This is a genomic window from Flavobacterium cucumis (assembly GCF_900148835.1).
GTDB lineage: Bacteria > Bacteroidota > Bacteroidia > Flavobacteriales > Flavobacteriaceae > Flavobacterium > Flavobacterium cucumis.
Window position 1 is genome coordinate 989,511 of the sequence record NZ_FRYK01000001.1, and the last position, 16,687, is coordinate 1,006,197.

The window sequence follows — 16,687 nt, forward strand, 5'->3', positions numbered from 1 at the left end:
AATAATATTTTCACCAAATTTACAAATTAAACTTCGGATTCAAAAATAGATAGTTTTTATACCACTATTATTAAGATAAATATAACATTTGAAAACAACCGCTTTCACCATATACGACGCTTCGGCTGGCTCCGGAAAAACCTATACACTAACGAAAGAATATTTAAAAATTCTTTTTTTGGCGACGAATGATGATGCTTATCGAAAAATTCTAGCCATCACTTTTACCAATAAAGCGGTAGAAGAAATGAAAACCCGAATTGTGTCGAGTTTGTACCAATTTTCATTGGATAATACATCGGATAAAGCAATGGAATTGTTAAAAGATGTTGCTTCGGAAACTAAATTAAGTATCACTACTTTAAAAGATAAATCAAAAGGGATTATCAAAAATATCATTCACAATTATGCGGCGTTTGATATTTCAACAATTGATAAATTCACGCACAAAGTCATCCGAACCTTTGCTCAAGATTTGAATTTACCCCCGAATTTTGAAGTGTCTTTGGAAACCGATTCCTTATTACAAGAAGCAATTGATTTAGTGATTTCTAAAGCGGGTGATGATCCGAATTTAACCAAATTACTAATCGAATTTTCAAAAGAAAAAACCGATGATGATAAAAATTGGGATATTTCAGCCGAATTGTTAAAGGTTGCCCAATTGATTACGAACGAAAACAATTCGGATGAAATCAAAGAAATGGCAGATAAAAGTTTGGATGATTTCGGAATCGTAAAAAAGAAGGTACAAGATGAAATTAAACAATTAAAAGCCGAAACCAGTAAAGCCGGAAAAAAAATCAAACATTTTATCGAATCAAATGGGGCGAGTTTAAGTTCTTTTCCAAAGTATTTTAATGATCATTTGAATAATATTGAGTCAAATCAACTGAAAGACACCCAAAAAAAATATTTTGCTCCTGATGATATTAAGGTTTTAAAATCTGCTAAAGATGTTGCTGTTATTGAATCGATAATCGATGAAATTATATATCAATTAAAATCGATTTACGATAAGTTAGGAAAAGTAGCTATGTATGAAGCTTTTCTGCAAAATTTGAATCCTTTGTCTTTATTAAACACGATTTATCAAGAATTCAAACAAATTCAGGAAGAGCAAAATTTAGTTTCGATTTCCGATTTCAATAAAATCATTCACAATGAAATACAAAATCAGCCCGCACCTTTTATTTATGAGCGTTTGGGCGAAAAGTACCGTCATTATTTTATTGATGAATTTCAAGACACCTCGGTAATGCAATGGCAAAATTTGATTCCTTTAATCGATAATGCTTTGTCAGGTCAAGACGATTTTGGTCAGGAAGGAACGTTGATGTTGGTTGGTGATCCAAAACAAGCGATTTATCGTTGGCGTGGTGGGAAAGCCGAACAATTTATCGATTTAGCCAAGGAAGATAAAAAGCACAATCCGTTTTCTAATAAAGACAAAGAAACGCTTCGTTTGGGTACAAATTACCGCAGTTATTCAGAAGTTATTCAGTTTAATAATGCGTTTTTCAAGCAATTATCCGATAAATTCGAAAATCCAGATTACAGAAATCTCTACGAAAATCTTTCGTATCAGGAAATCAATTCTAAAATTGGGGGTTATGTGAATTTATCCTTCATCGAAGTGCCAGAAGACGAAACTGAAGTTGAAGGTTTTGATTCGGATAATGATTCGATTTCGGTAAAAGATAAATTTTACTTGAATCAAACGTTGCGAACCATTGAAAAATGTATCGCCAACGGATTTGAATACAAAGACATTGTTTTGCTTACGCGAACTAAAGCCCCTGGAATCAAGTTGGCGAATTTCTTAACCGAAAACAGCGTTCCAATTTTGTCTTCGGAAACTTTATTGATTCAAAATGCTACTGAAGTAAAGTTGTTGATTGCGTTGCTTCGCTATTTGAAAAACCCCAAAGACGATGAATCAAAAGTCTATTTCTTGTATTTCATTGCGAGATATTTGCAATCAGAATTAGAGATTCATGATTTCATCTTGGCTACAAAGGATATAAATTCGGAAGAGTTAGAATCGTTTCTGAAAACTTTCGGAATTGAAATTTCGTTTAAAAATTGCAAGAAAAAATCGCTGTATGAAGCGGTTGAAATTTTAATTGCAACTTTTTTAAATTATAAAGTGAATACTTCGTATTTGCAATATTTCTTGGATTTAGTTTTAGAAAAAGATGTGAAAGTGCAATCGAGTATTGCTGATTTCTTGGAGTATTGGGATAAAATTGGTTATCAAAAAAGTATTCCTTCACCAGAAGGAACAAATGCCGTTCGCATCATGACGATTCATAAATCGAAAGGTTTGGAGTTTCCAGTAGTGATTTTTCCGTTTGCCGAAGAGAATTTTTCAAGCAAACCAAAAGACAAATTGTGGATTCCGTTAGAAGATGCGAATGTGAATTTTCCAAAAGCGCTTATCAACAATAAAAAAGAAGTGGAAAGTTATGGAAACGAAGCAAAAGCTATTTTCCAAACTAAAAATCAAGAAGAAGTTCTAGATACAATTAACGTTTTATACGTGGCGCTAACGCGTGCCGAAGAGCAATTGTATGTGATTTCAAATAAACTAAAAACTAAAAAAGGAGATTTGGTTACGAATAATTTATCTTACTATTTTCTAGAGTTTTTGCAAAATATAGGTAAATATGAAGAAACCAAATCAGAATACGAATTCGGAAATCCAAATAGAATTTCAAAGAACAAATCTCACGAAGGAAATCACAATCAAATCGGCATTGTTTCGCATAAATTAAATCCCAAAAACATCAAAATTGCGCAACGTGAAGCTTTAATGTGGGGAACGGTGCAACAAGATGCGATTACTTTTGGTAATATTCTCCATGAAATCATGGCGTTTATTCATACGAAGGACGATGTGGATTTGGCTATTCAAAAGGCAATGGAAATGGGATTGATTATTTATTCGCAACAACAAGTTTTCAAAGAAATGATACAAAAAATTGTAGCTCATCCCGAATTAAAAGAGTATTTTGAATCAAATGTTAAGGTGTTTAATGAGCAAAATATTATCAAGAGAGCAGCAAAAACCATTAAACCTGATAGGATTGTAGTTAAAGATAATGTTGCCTGTTTATTAGATTATAAAACAGGAGAAAAACACAACAGACACAAAGTACAATTGGAAGCGTATGAATTGGCTTTGCAAGAAATGAATTTTAGAGTTGCAAAAAAAACGCTCATATATATAAGCGAAAGTGTAGAAGTAGTAACTTTGTGACTTTATAACAATGAAAAATGAATTATTAACAACAAACATATTATGTACGGAAAAATTCAACAACACCTACAAAACGAATTAAATACGATTCAAGAAAACGGATTGTTTAAAAAAGAGCGCATTATTACTTCACCTCAAGGAGCAGAAATTACAATTTCGACAGGAGAAACAGTTCTGAATTTTTGCGCGAATAATTATTTAGGATTATCATCACATCCAGAAGTGGTTCAAGCGGCAAAAGATGCTTTGGATTCTCATGGTTTCGGAATGTCTTCTGTGCGTTTTATTTGTGGAACTCAAGATATTCACAAAGAATTAGAGAAAAAGATCGCTGATTTCTACGGAACTGAGGATACCATTTTATATGCGGCGGCATTTGATGCGAATGGAGGCGTTTTCGAACCTTTGTTGGGAGAAGAAGATTGTATTATTTCTGATTCATTGAATCACGCCTCTATCATTGATGGCGTTCGTTTATGTAAAGCCGCGCGCTATCGTTACGAAAACAATAACATGGAAGATTTAGAACAACAGTTAATCAAAGCAACTGAAGCTGGTCATCGTTTTAAATTAATCGTTACGGATGGAGTGTTTTCAATGGACGGCTTGGTAGCGCCATTAGATAAAATTTGTGACTTGGCTGATAAATATGATGCATTAGTAATGGTGGATGAATGTCATGCTGCGGGTTTCATTGGTGCTACAGGAAAAGGAACACTAGAAGCTAAAGGTGTGATGGGAAGAGTAGATATTATAACAGGTACCTTAGGAAAAGCGCTTGGTGGTGCTATGGGTGGTTATACAACAGCTAAAAAAGAAATTATTGAAATATTACGTCAACGTTCTCGTCCGTATTTGTTTTCAAATTCATTAGCGCCTTCAATTGTAGGAGCTTCATTAAAAGTTTTTGAATTATTAGAAAAAGATACGACACTAAGAGATAAGTTAGAATGGAACACGAATTATTTCAAAGCAGGATTAAGAAAAGCAGGTATTGATTTTATCGATGGTGACTCAGCAATTGTGCCAGTTATGCTATATGATGCCAAATTATCGCAAGTAATGGCGGAAGAATTGTTAAAAAAAGGGATCTATGTTATAGGATTTTTCTTCCCAGTAGTTCCTAAAGATAAAGCACGTATTCGTGTACAATTATCAGCTGCACATACACAAGAACATTTGGATAAAGCTATAGATGCTTTTACAGAAGTGGCCAAAAAATTAGGAATAATCAAGTAAAATCCGACAAATAGTTAAATTTTTTTAACAAAACTTTTTGTATTTAAAAAAAAACATATTACTTTTGTTGTAATTATAACGCATTGTAATTAAATAAATAACGTATGAAACATCTAAACAAATTTTTTACAGCTGCTTTGTTGTTTGCCGGTTTATCTTCACAGGCACAAGACAGCAACAACCCATGGGCAATATCTTTTGGGGCTAATGCAGTTGATACTAGAGTAAGTGCTAGTAGAGACGGTCTAAACTTTTTACAAAAAACTTTTTCACAACCATTTGACGTTAAAGATAATTGGAATTTTATTCCTTCTGTGTCTTACTTAAATGTGTCTAAGTATGTGGGAGATGGTTTTTCTTTTGGTGTAACGGGCTCTATCAATAGAATTGATAAGTTTGTTGTTTTTGATCCAACTGCTGCTAATGCTGATAGTAGAGGGATGAGTGTTGTTAATCCAGGAAATTTGAGTTATTACGGTGTTGATGCTGTTATTAAATATAGTTTCATGGAAATGATTGGAACTAAATGGTTTGATCCATCTTTAAATATCGGTGGAGGTTACACTTTCTTTGGTGATGCTTCTGCAGGTACTGTAAATGGAGGTTTAGGATTTACTTTTTGGGCTACTGAAAATATTGGTTTACAACTTCAGTCAACTTACAAACATTCGTTTGATGACAATAGAGTTGCTAATTTAGATGTTCCTACTCATTTCCAACATTTTGCAGGTTTAACATTCAAATTTGGTGCTAAAGATACCGATGGAGATGGTGTTTATGATAAAGAAGATGCTTGTATTGATGTTCCTGGTTTAGCTGAGTTTAAAGGTTGTCCAGATACAGACAAAGACGGTATTGAAGATTCTGCTGATGCTTGTCCAGAAGTTGCTGGTTTAGCTGAGTTCAACGGATGTCCAGATGCTGATGGTGATGGAATCATTGATTCTGAGGATGCTTGTCCTGAAGTTAAAGGTACTAAAATCATGAAAGGTTGTCCAGATGCTGATGGTGATGGAGTAGCTGATAATGATGATAAATGTCCAACAGTAGCTGGAGCTAGAGATAACGCAGGTTGTCCATGGCCTGATACTGATGGTGATGGTGTAGCTGATAAGGATGATAAATGTCCAACAGTTGCTGGTAGTGTTGCTAACAATGGATGTCCAGAAGTTTCTGACGATGCTATTAAAAAATTAAATGATTATGCTAAAACTATCTTGTTTAATTCTGGTAAATCTACTTTCCAAAAACAAACTATGCCAGTTTTACAAGCAATCACTGCTATTTTAAAAGAGTACCCAGCTTCTAAATTTTCAATTGAAGGGCATACTGATTCTGATGGTTCAGATGCTACGAACTTAAAATTATCTAAAGATAGAGCTGCTGCTGTTAAAAATTATTTAGTTGAAAACGGTATCGATGCTTCAAGATTAACATCTGAAGGATTCGGTGAGTCAATGCCAATTGACACTAACAAAACTGCTAAAGGTAAAGCTAACAATAGAAGAGTTGAAGTGAAATTAGTTAAATAATTTCTTTCTAAAATATACTAGAAACGTCCCGATTTATCGGGACGTTTTTTTTATTTTTATAAAATGAAACATACTACTTTTTTAGATAAGTTAAGTCAAGCCATTTTATTGCAATCAGATATGCAATTGTCGAATTGTATAATTGTTTTGCCTAACAAGAGAGCTAAGGTTTTTCTTTTAGAAAGTTTAAAGAATCATTTAGATAGCACCTCTTTTGCGCCTACTATAATTAGTATTGAAGATTTTATTCAAGAAATTTCGGGTTTACGAACAATTGATCCTATAGAATTGTTATTTGAGTTTTATGAGATTTATCTTTCCGTTACCGAAAGTTCCAAACAACAGCCGTTTGATGAGTTTGCTTCTTGGGCAAAAACAGCCCTTCAAGATTTTAATGAAATAGATCGTTATTTATTAGATTCAAGACACGTCTTTTCCTATCTCAACAATATTGAAGCGCTTAAGCGATGGAACTTAGAGCCATCTAATACTACCAAATTGATAGACGTTCATTTAGAGTTTTGGTCGAAATTACCATTGTATTACAAAACATTTTACGATTATTTATTAAAGAAGGGAATTGGTTATCAAGGTTTGTTATACAGAGAGTCGGTAAAAAATTTAATTCCTTTTACATCAACTATTACTAGTCAAATCTATTTTGCAGGTTTCAATGCTTTAAATCAAGCTGAGGAAAGAATATTCAAGTATTTATTAAGTGAAAAAAAAGCTAAAATCTACTGGGATATCGATGCTGTTTTTTTAAATGACTCCTATCACGATGCCGGGTTGTTTATTCGTAAGTTTAAAAAAGAATGGAAACCCTTTGTGAGTCAAGATTTTGAATGGGTAGTCAATCACTTTAGTGAAGAGAAAAGTATTGAAATCATAGGAACTCCAAAAAGCATTGGTCAAGCCAAAATAGTAGGAACAATCATTGAGAAAATTCAATCCGAAAACCCAAATTTAGAAAAAACGGCAGTTGTTCTAGGAGATGAAAACTTGTTGCTTCCTGTTTTATACGGTTTGCCTGAATCGGTAAATGCTTTGAATATTACGATGGGGTATCCCAGTAAAAATAATCCTGCGCAACTCTTAATTAGCAAGTTGTTTAAGTTACATACCAATGCCAAACAGCGTAACGAAAAAAGCTATACGTTTTACTACAAAGAAGTTTTGGATATTCTGAATCATCCTTTGGTAGAACCTTATTGCAAAGTGGAAGAAGTTGTAAAAGTGATTAACAACAACAATTTTACTTTCTTTTCCAATCAAAAATTATTCAGTTTATACGAAGAGAAATATCCAAACGCAGCGAATAAGTATTTCGAATTATTATTTACACGATGGGACGACTCTATTTCCGATATTTTAGCGAATTTGAACGCGATTTTACTTACCATCAAGTCCCATTTAAGTAACGATGATGCCGAAGAGAAAGTAACGAAAGCTTTCGTGTATTCGGTTTTTAAAACGATTAACAAATTAACTAATTACTACGAAACCTACAATCAAATTAAAAGTTTGTCATCACTTCAAGCGATTTACAAGCAAATAATCGATTTAGCGGAAGTTTCTTTTGAAGGCGAGCCTTTGTCGGGTCTTCAGGTAATGGGTGTTTTAGAAAGCCGTGTATTGGATTTTGAAAATGTGATTATTACTTCGGTAAATGAAGGTAAATTTCCAGCAGGAAAATCTCAAAATTCTTTTATTCCGTATGATGTGAAAAAAGAATTAGGTTTGCCAACGTTCAAAGAAAAGGATGCCATTTATTGCTATCACTTTTATCATTTGTTATTGCGTGCTAAAAATGTTTGGTTACTCTATAATACTGACAATGAAGGAATAGATGCAGGAGAAAAAAGTCGTTTTATAACGCAGTTAGAAATTGAAAAACAACCAAAGCATAGTATTACAAGCTCGATTTATAATGCTGTTTTACCAGAAAAAGCATCCGAACCTCTGACGATTCCTAAAACGACTAAGATTCTAAAACGTTTACACGAAATTGCAACGGATAAAGGTTTTTCGCCCTCGTCTTTAACGAATTATATTCGAAATCCATTACAGTTTTATATGCAACGCATTTTACGCATTAATGAAGCTGATGAAGTGGAAGAAGACATTGCGGTAAACACTCTGGGAACTATTATTCATAATGCTTTGGAAGAATTGTATACACCATTTTTATATAATTTTTTGGAATTGCATGACATAGAAACTATGGAAGCAAAAATTGATGAGGTTATTCTAAAACATTTCAAAGAAATTTACAAAGAAGGCGAAATCACCAGAGGAAAAAATCTACTTGCTTTTGAAGTTGCGAAACGTAATGTTTATAACTTTATTCAATTAGAAAAGAAAGATATTGAAGCTGGCAATGCTATAAAAGTGTTGTTGTTGGAAGCAAATTTGTCCTGTGAGCTTGAAGTAAAATCTTTACCTTTTCCAATAAAAATTGCTGGTAAGGTGGATCGAATAGAAGAGCGAAATGGTGTTGTCAGAATCATCGATTACAAAACTGGAAGAGTTGAAGGGAATAGTTTAAAGATTCTTGATTTTATCGATTTGACTTCCGATATAAAGAACGAAAAAGTTATTCAGTTGTTGTGTTATGCCTTGATGTTTGAAAATCATGAATTGAAACAGCATCGAGAAGTTACAGCCGGAATAGTTTCATTTAAAAACATGAAAAGCGGTTTTTTGCCTTTTGGATTAGGAAAGGGAAAAGATTCCGAAGTTGTAATTTCAAAAGAAATTTTAGAAGATTTTAAAGTAGCTTTAGAAACATTGATTGAAGAAATTTTTAATCCTGAAATTCCAATAAAAGAAAAAGTGTAAAATTACTATATCTTTTTGTTCTGTAATTATTTGATAATCAATATAAATTTTATTATATTTGATATAATTAAAATTTTATGCTAGTGAAAAGCCCCAAAACTACCTCATTAAGCGTTGAATCAAATCATGTTGCAATTGTTTTTAAAGCACTTGGAAGCACAACGCGTTTGGCCATTTTAAATTTTTTGATTGCAAATCCAAATTCGAATTGTATGAAGATTGTTGAAGCTATGCCTCATGCACAATCTACTGTTTCTAAACATCTATCCGAGCTCAAAACTGCCAAAATTATAACGGCATCTTTAGATGATTCTGTTTTGATGTATCAGATTAATAAAGACTTTATAAGTTTAGTGCAAAATTTTGTTTCTTCAATTGATTCTCATTTGACACCGGTGGTAACACTAGAAACAAAGCCTACAAAGACCTTGAGTTCTAAATATCGTAAGAATATAGCTTTGAAAGAGTTTAATTATGTTTTTAAAAAGAACCTTAGTAATCAAAGTTGATATAGGAATTTAGTTAAGGTATACAACAAATCGTTTTTGTTTTCAAAATGACTCATATGACCATCTTCAAAAGTGGTGAGTTGTACTTGTGTACCTTCGATTTGCTCTAAATTTTCGGTGTAGTTTAAAACGGGATCTTTTTTACCTAAAATTAGTTGGATAGGATACGAGGCAAAATGCAATATAGCTTCACGGTCTTTTCTAATTTTCATGCCCTCTAGTGCGGCAACAATTCCTTGAAGCGGTGTTTTTAAAGCTTCTGATTTCACCTCCTCGATGGTGTCTGTTAAACGTTCGCGATTGTCCTCACTAAATAAATTAGCAATACTCATGCGAATGAATGCCGAATAATTTTGCTTCACCGCTAAAATAGCTCGGTCACGATTTGCTTTTCGTTCGTCGCTATCGGCTCTTGAAGTGGAGTTTTGTAATACAATTCCTTTGACATTACCAGGGTACAATTCGGCGAAAGCCAACGCTACATAACCGCCCATCGAATGCCCAATTAAAACCGCTTTTCTGATTTTTAATTCGTGTAATACATGATGCACCATATCGGCTTGGTCTTCCATGGTGTGGACATAACCTAAACATTCGGTTTCGCCATGACCTAATAAATCGATAGTGATGATGCGGTGTTTCTTTGTTAATTCAGGAATAAACGCTTTCCACATCGATTGATTTTCCAAAAAACCATGTAATAACACCACAGCCGTTCCTTTTCCTTGGTCGGTGTAACTGATTTTGGTGTTTTTGAAGTTTGTGGTTTTCATGAGGGCAAAGTTAGGATTTAAACGCAAAGAGCGCAAAGTTTTTTCGTGAAGTACGCAAGGATTGTTTTGTTTACAAACTTGTCATTCCGTAGGAATCTCATAAAGAGATGCTTTACAGCATGACAAGTTTGCGTTGAGCTAAGTTTGAGCTTAAAAAAACGGCTCACATTTCTGCAAGCCGCCCTTTTAAACTTATAACCTTATAAACTCTTAAACTGGTTTAAGCATTCATAATCGCTTCAATTTCTTCAATTTCAATTGGAATATTGCGCATTAAATTAAATGCCGCTCCTTTTTCTTGAATTACCATATCGTCTTCTAAACGAATACCAAAACCTTCTTTCGGAATATAAATTCCTGGTTCAACTGTGAACACCATATTAGCTTGCATTGGTTCGTGTAATAAACCGTAATCGTGCGTGTCTAATCCCATGTGGTGACTTGTTCCGTGCATGAAATATTTTTTGTACGCTGGCCAATCTGGATTTTCGTTTTGAACATCGGCTTTGTCGATTAATCCTAAACCTAGTAATTCTGAAGTCATGATTTTACCTACTTCTACATGATATTGTTTCCATAAGGTTCCTGGAACCAACATTTTTGTAGCTTCGTTTTTCACGTTTAAAACGGCATTGTAAACCGCTTTTTGTCTGTCTGTAAAACGACCCGAAACCGGAACCATACGCGTCATATCACTTGAATAATTCGCATATTCTGCACCAACGTCTAATAAAATCAAATCACCAGCTTTACATTGTTGGTTGTTTTCTATATAATGTAACACATTCGCGTTGTTACCCGAAGCAATAATTGGCGTGTAAGCAAAACCTTTTGAACGATTTCTTAGGAATTCATGTGCAAATTCGGCTTCGATTTCGTATTCCATAACGCCTGGTTTTACGAAATTCAAAACTCTTCTAAAACCTTTTTCCGTAATATCACACGCTTTTTGGATTAAATCCAATTCCTCACTTTCTTTTACCGAACGCAATCTTTGTAAAATAGGATTTGATTTTTCTACTTTGTGTGCGGGATAATTTTCTTTCCACCATTTAATAAAACGCGCTTCACGAGTTTCTGTTTCAATAACCGCTCTGTAATGTTCGTTAGTATTGATATAAATGGTATCAGCATACGCCATGATTTCTTTCAAAGTCTTGTGGAAATCTTGTAACCAAATCACCGATTTAATTCCAGAAACTTCGAAAGCTCTTTCTTTGGTCAGTTTTTCACCTTCCCAAATCGCAATATGTTCGTTTGTTTCTTTTAAGAATAAAATTTCTTTCAAATGTTCGTAAGGCGCATCAGGAAAAAGCAATAAAATACTTTCTTCTTGATCTACTCCCGATAAATATAAAATATCTCTATGTTGTGCAAAAGGTAAAGTAGAATCCGCAGAAACTGGATAGATATCGTTTGAATTGAATACCGCAACGCTGTTTGGTTTCATTTGAGCTGTGAATTTCGCTCTGTTTTTCACGTATAAATCGCGGTCTATTAGATGGTATTTCATATGTTTTTTTTATTGTTTTTTAATGGTTATATGCAATCGCCAAAGGCTCATGTCATTTTTTAAGTGATAAGTGATTAGTAATAAGTGACTAGTTTTTGTGTATAACAAATTCTATGTTTATATGTGTTTAAAATAGTTTTTCAAAATTAATAAGATAAAAATGAAAAGTTGTTAAATACTTTAGAAATTTTGTAGAAGTGCAATGTTTTGGCTAATTTTCAACAAAATTTTTCAAGATGAAGCAAATTACTGTCCTGTTTTTATTGATTGTGCAATCGGCAATTGCTCAAAATTCATTGTTTAATCAAGTAGAAGCTAAGAATATCGGACCAACTATTATGAGTGGTCGTGTAGTTGACTTAGCTGTAAATCCAAAAAACCCAACTGAATTTTATGTAGCGTATGCTACAGGCGGACTTTGGTATACCAATAACAACGGAACTTCTTTTTCGCCTGTGATGGATTCGGCAGAAACGGTTAATTGTGGTTCGGTTACGGTGGATTGGAATTCGGGAACGATTTGGGTAGGAACAGGTGAGGTGAATGCTTCACGTTCGTCTTATGCAGGAGTTGGTGTTTTGAAATCTTCAGATAAAGGAAAAACTTGGGAAAATTTAGGATTAAAAGATTCGCATCATATTAGCAGAATTTGGGTCAACCCAAGCAATTTAAATGAAATTGTCGTGGCTGCTGTTGGGCATTTATATACAACCAACAAAGAACGCGGCATTTACAAATCAAATGATGGCGGAAAATCTTGGAAGCAAACTTTGTTCGTAGCGGAAGATGCTGGAATTATTGATTTGGCGGTTTCAAAAAATAATCCCCAAATCATGTTTGCGGCGTCTTGGCAAAAAGATAGAAAAGCGTGGCATTTTGATGGTGATGGTGAAAAATCAGGTATTTATAAAAGTGAAGATGGCGGAACTTCTTGGAAATTAGTCACAACTAAAGAAAGTGGGTTTCCTGCCAATGAAGGTGTGGGAAGAATTGGCTTGGCTATGTTCAATGAGAACGTGATTTATGCTGTTTTGGATAATCAAAATATGCGACCGAAAGCAGCTTCAAAAAATAAATTGACGGTTATGTTGTCTTCTCCTGGTGCTGATATTATGGAAATTTCGAGCAAAGAGTTGAATAATGCTTTGAAAGCAAGTGGTTTCAGAGATAAGTACCGTGCTGAGAATATTAAGAATTGGATTGCGGATAACCATATGGAGCCGAAAGAAGTTTTGAATTTTCTTTCTGATTCGAATAAAGCCTTATTTGAAACCGAAGTAATTGGTTGTGAGGTTTATAAATCGGAAGATGGTGGAAAATCTTGGAAAAAAACGAATCAGAATTATATCGACGATATGTTTTATACGTATGGCTATTATTTCGCAAACATTTCGGTAGATGAGAACAATCAAGATCGTGTTTATATTGGAGGTGTTCCATTATTGTTTTCCGAAGATGGAGGAAAAACCTTCACGGTTATTTCAAAAGAAAATGTACATGCGGATCATCACGTAACTTGGGTCAATCCAGAAAATCCAAATCATATTATTAACGGAAATGATGGTGGTGTGAATATTTCGTATGATAACGGAGCACACTGGATTAAATGTAACAATGAAGCGGTAAGTCAGTTTTATGCTGTAAATGTGGATTATCAAGAAAATTATAATGTTTACGGTGGAATGCAAGATAACGGCGTTTGGTTTGGTCCTAACAATTATTCGCACAATGTAGCTTGGCATCAAGAAGGAAAATATCCGTATCAAGAATTAATGGGTGGTGATGGGATGCAAACGCAAATTGATAGTCGCAATCCAAATGTAGTTTTCACGGGTTATCAATTCGGAAATTACTACAGAATCAATCGAAAAGAAGGAAAGTTTGATTACATCACGCCAAAAGCTCCAAAAGGAGAAAAGCCATACCGTTTCAATTGGCAAACACCGATTTTGTTATCATCGCACAATCAAGATATTTTGTACATGGGTTCGGAGTTTTTACACCGTTCCATGAATCAAGGCGAAACTTGGGATCGAATTTCAGGGGATTTAACCAATGGTGCAAAAGAAGGAAACGTCGCTTTTGGAACTATTTCGACAATTTCAGAAAGTAAATTTCAATTTGGATTACTTTATGCAGGTTCAGATGATGGGAAAATTCATGTTTCCAAAGATGGTGGCGCTTCATGGCAATTAATTTCGAACAATTTACCTCAAAATTTATGGGTTTCCAGAGTAGTGGCTTCGTCTCACAAAAAAGAAAGGGTTTATGCTGCTTTGAATGGTTATAGAAACGATATTTTTGAAAGCTATGCTTTTGTTTCGGAAGATTTTGGAACGACATGGACTTCAATTTCGAATGGATTAACAGAAGCCGTAAATGTAATTGTAGAAGATTCTGCGAATGAGAATATTTTGTATGTAGGAACTGATAATGGCTTGTTCATTTCTTTAGACAAAGGCGAAAGTTGGCAAGATTTTTCAAATGGAATGCCAAAAGTAGCCGTTCATGATGCGGTTATTCAAGCCAAAGCTAAAGAATTAATTGTAGGAACTCATGGTCGTTCGCTATACAAAATGGATATTTCTAAAGTTCAGGAATTAACCAAAGCGGTTTTAGCTAAAAACCTGCATTTGTTTAAAGTTAACGATAGAACGAAATCCGATCGTTGGGGAACTCAAAATTACGCATGGGGAAAACCAAGTGAGCCATTGCAAACCATTTGGTTTTACTCAAATGATGATGGAATTGTAAACATTTCAATTACAAATGAGGCAGGTATGATTGTACATGCTCAAAAAGTTGATGCTAAAAAAGGATTGAACTCTTTTGAATTTGATTATTCAATGACAAAAGATATAGTAGCTAATTGGAATAAAAAAGATAAGAAGATTAAGTTAAAAGCTGCTGATAATCAAAAGTTTTATTTGCCTGTTGGAAAGTATGACATAATGATTTCAAAAGAGAAGATTTTAGAAAAAAAATCTTTTGAAATCGTAAATCCTAAAAAATAGTTAAAAAAGGCATACTATTTGCTTGTGTTTTTACGTTAAATCAAAAGCAAGTTTGAATTGCTCTTTCAAATGTCTTTGAATTATGAAAAGAATTGTTGGCCTTTTTTTAATTTTAGTTTCTGCTTTGTCTTTTTTTTCATGTGAGGATGAAGATGACAGCGATAATGGTCCTTATCTAATTGTCAAGTTTCAATTTGACCCCAATCAAGCACGTTTGAATAATTTGGGACAACCTGCAACTATTCCTTCTGGTCATGCGGCTCAGTCTCCTGATTTTAGTAAAATTAGTGCTCATTATTTCGAGTTGGCACCAACAGCCTATACTCAATTAACGGAAGGAACCGTATTGTATCATGCAGAAGAAACTGTACAAGGAGGTTCAGTTGCAATAGACTTTAGTAAAGCTGTGATTGTAGAAGAAGGATCAGTTTTTCTAAAAATTCCTTTACGGCAAGTAGCACAAGGAAATTATGAATATGTTCGTATTTCTTTATCCTATCAAGAGTACGATATTTCTATAAGGAATAATGGGGTTGATTATCAAGGTACATTGGCTAGTTTTGTAGGATATAACAACTACATTACTACTCATTTTGTTGAAAATAATTCTTTTCCAATTAATGGAAATCGTTTACAGGGTTATTGGGCGTTTGCTTTGCATGATTTTCCTTACGCAACTTCTGGTCAAGCTCCTGCGGGTGCTACGACCGTGCCAAATCCTATAGCAGCCACATCTCCAATACCGGCAGGTTCTTGTGTGGTAACAGGTAAATTTTCACAAAATCTAGTTATAAATGGTAATGAAACTCGTGATATAGAGCTTACTTTATCGTTGTCGACAAATCATAGCTTTGAATGGCAAGAGGTAACCGTTGATGGGAAATTTGAGCCATCTATTGGTGAAAGTGTTGTTGATATGGGTCTTAGGGGATTGTTGCCTACATTTGTAAAGTGATCTCTTTTCAAAAATGCTTTTAAAGTTTTAGTTTTAATGCTATAAGGTGTTGGTATTCAACGATAGTTAAATCCATTTTAAAATCATTATAAATTAGCTCGAAAAGGTTGTAGTTCAATTCAAATAGCCTTATTTTTGTTTGATTTTTTATTAAACTAGTACAATCAAATAAAAATTATGGCAAAATCAGCATTATTAAAGTCATCTATTGTAAAAAAATATTGGATGGCTCTTACAGGTTTATTTTTATGCTTGTTTTTGGCGGGTCATTTAGCAGGGAATTTACAACTTTTAGTTCCAAACAATGCTTTGAATTTTAATCAATATGCATTGTTCATGACCACCAATCCAGCAGTAAAGTTACTATCTTATCTTACTTACATTTCTATTTTATTCCATGCTATTGATGGAATAATGTTAACCATTCAAAACAAAAAGGCTAGGCCTGTTTCTTATGCAAAGACTAATCCTGCTGCAAATTCAAGTTTAGCTTCAAGAAACATGGCGGTTTTAGGGACGCTTATTTTGGTTTTTATTGCCACACATATGGTTAATTTTTGGGCGAAAATGCATTTTGATAAAAACATGCCTTTAATGACAAAAGAAATTGAAGTTCAAGGGAATAAGCAGAAGTTTTATGTAGGGACTCAGACAGGTCAGTATTATCCAGTTGAACAGGTTGCTCTAGTAGGTGAAAAACAAAATCCAGAGACCATGATGGTAAAGCAGTTTGTTATAAAAAATGGAACAGAACTTTATTATAGTCAAGCAGATGTAAAAACTGCGGATTTATACAAAGACTTGTACAAGCTTACGTTAGATTTTTTTAAAGATCCTAAGTTAGGTTTAGTTTTTACAATTTTTTATGTTTTTTCAATGTTAGTTTTAGCATTCCACTTATGGCATGGTTTTCAAAGTGCTTTTCAATCTTTAGGTGTAAATAGTTCTAAATTAACACCCCTTATTAAGTTTGTAGGAAAAGCATTTTCGATAGTAGTACCTTTGTTATTTGCTATTATTCCAATCTTTTTACACTTTAAAAAATAATC

10 protein-coding genes are annotated in these 16,687 nt (G+C 33.8%); 8 read left to right on the top strand and 2 right to left on the bottom strand.

Annotation, left to right across the window (positions count from 1 at the left end; all coding sequences use genetic code 11):
- Positions 1–88 precede the first annotated feature (88 nt).
- The 5 genes from BUE95_RS04655 to BUE95_RS04675 all read left to right on the top strand — a co-directional run bounded on the left by BUE95_RS04655 (position 89) and on the right by BUE95_RS04675 (position 9,383).
- A complete protein-coding gene (locus BUE95_RS04655; RefSeq protein ID WP_073581879.1) occupies positions 89–3,262 on the top strand; it encodes a UvrD-helicase domain-containing protein in 3,174 nt (1,057 codons plus the stop codon).
- A gap of 42 nt (positions 3,263–3,304) precedes the next feature.
- A complete protein-coding gene (gene kbl / locus BUE95_RS04660) occupies positions 3,305–4,501 on the top strand; it encodes a glycine C-acetyltransferase (RefSeq protein WP_073581881.1) in 1,197 nt (398 codons plus the stop codon).
- A gap of 104 nt (positions 4,502–4,605) precedes the next feature.
- Positions 4,606–6,033 carry an OmpA family protein gene (locus BUE95_RS04665; protein ID WP_073581883.1) on the top strand — a complete coding sequence of 476 codons (1,428 nt, stop codon included), beginning with the start codon at positions 4,606–4,608 and terminating at the stop codon, positions 6,031–6,033.
- 63 nt (positions 6,034–6,096) lie between these two features.
- Positions 6,097–8,874, top strand: coding sequence for a PD-(D/E)XK nuclease family protein (locus tag BUE95_RS04670; RefSeq protein WP_073581885.1), 2,778 nt, complete (start codon positions 6,097–6,099; stop codon positions 8,872–8,874).
- A 77-nt stretch (positions 8,875–8,951) separates the two neighbouring features.
- The gene (locus BUE95_RS04675; protein WP_073581887.1) at positions 8,952–9,383 is read left to right on the top strand and encodes an ArsR/SmtB family transcription factor; all 432 of its coding nucleotides are present in this window, start codon (positions 8,952–8,954) and stop codon (positions 9,381–9,383) included.
- On the opposite strand, the gene BUE95_RS04680 is transcribed toward BUE95_RS04675, so the two are convergent.
- Both BUE95_RS04680 and BUE95_RS04685 read right to left on the bottom strand, forming a co-directional pair.
- Positions 9,374–10,156 carry an alpha/beta fold hydrolase gene (locus BUE95_RS04680; RefSeq protein WP_073581889.1) on the bottom strand — a complete coding sequence of 261 codons (783 nt, stop codon included), beginning with the start codon at positions 10,154–10,156 and terminating at the stop codon, positions 9,374–9,376. The two genes, BUE95_RS04675 and BUE95_RS04680, sit on opposite strands and share 10 nt — an antisense overlap.
- 220 nt (positions 10,157–10,376) lie before the next feature.
- Positions 10,377–11,669 (bottom strand): aminopeptidase P family protein, encoded by a 1,293-nt coding sequence (locus tag BUE95_RS04685; protein WP_073581891.1) that lies wholly within the window; start codon positions 11,667–11,669, stop codon positions 10,377–10,379.
- A gap of 236 nt (positions 11,670–11,905) precedes the next feature.
- On the opposite strand from BUE95_RS04685, the gene BUE95_RS04690 reads away from it, so the two are divergent.
- The 3 genes from BUE95_RS04690 to BUE95_RS04700 all read left to right on the top strand — a co-directional run bounded on the left by BUE95_RS04690 (position 11,906) and on the right by BUE95_RS04700 (position 16,685).
- Positions 11,906–14,683 (top strand): VPS10 domain-containing protein, encoded by a 2,778-nt coding sequence (locus BUE95_RS04690; protein WP_073581893.1) that lies wholly within the window; start codon positions 11,906–11,908, stop codon positions 14,681–14,683.
- 82 nt (positions 14,684–14,765) lie between these two features.
- On the top strand, positions 14,766–15,638 hold the full coding sequence (locus BUE95_RS04695) for a hypothetical protein (RefSeq protein WP_073581895.1): 873 nt from the start codon (positions 14,766–14,768) through the stop codon (positions 15,636–15,638).
- A gap of 177 nt (positions 15,639–15,815) precedes the next feature.
- Positions 15,816–16,685 carry a succinate dehydrogenase cytochrome b subunit gene (locus BUE95_RS04700; protein WP_073581897.1) on the top strand — a complete coding sequence of 290 codons (870 nt, stop codon included), beginning with the start codon at positions 15,816–15,818 and terminating at the stop codon, positions 16,683–16,685.
- Positions 16,686–16,687: the final 2 nt, after the last annotated feature.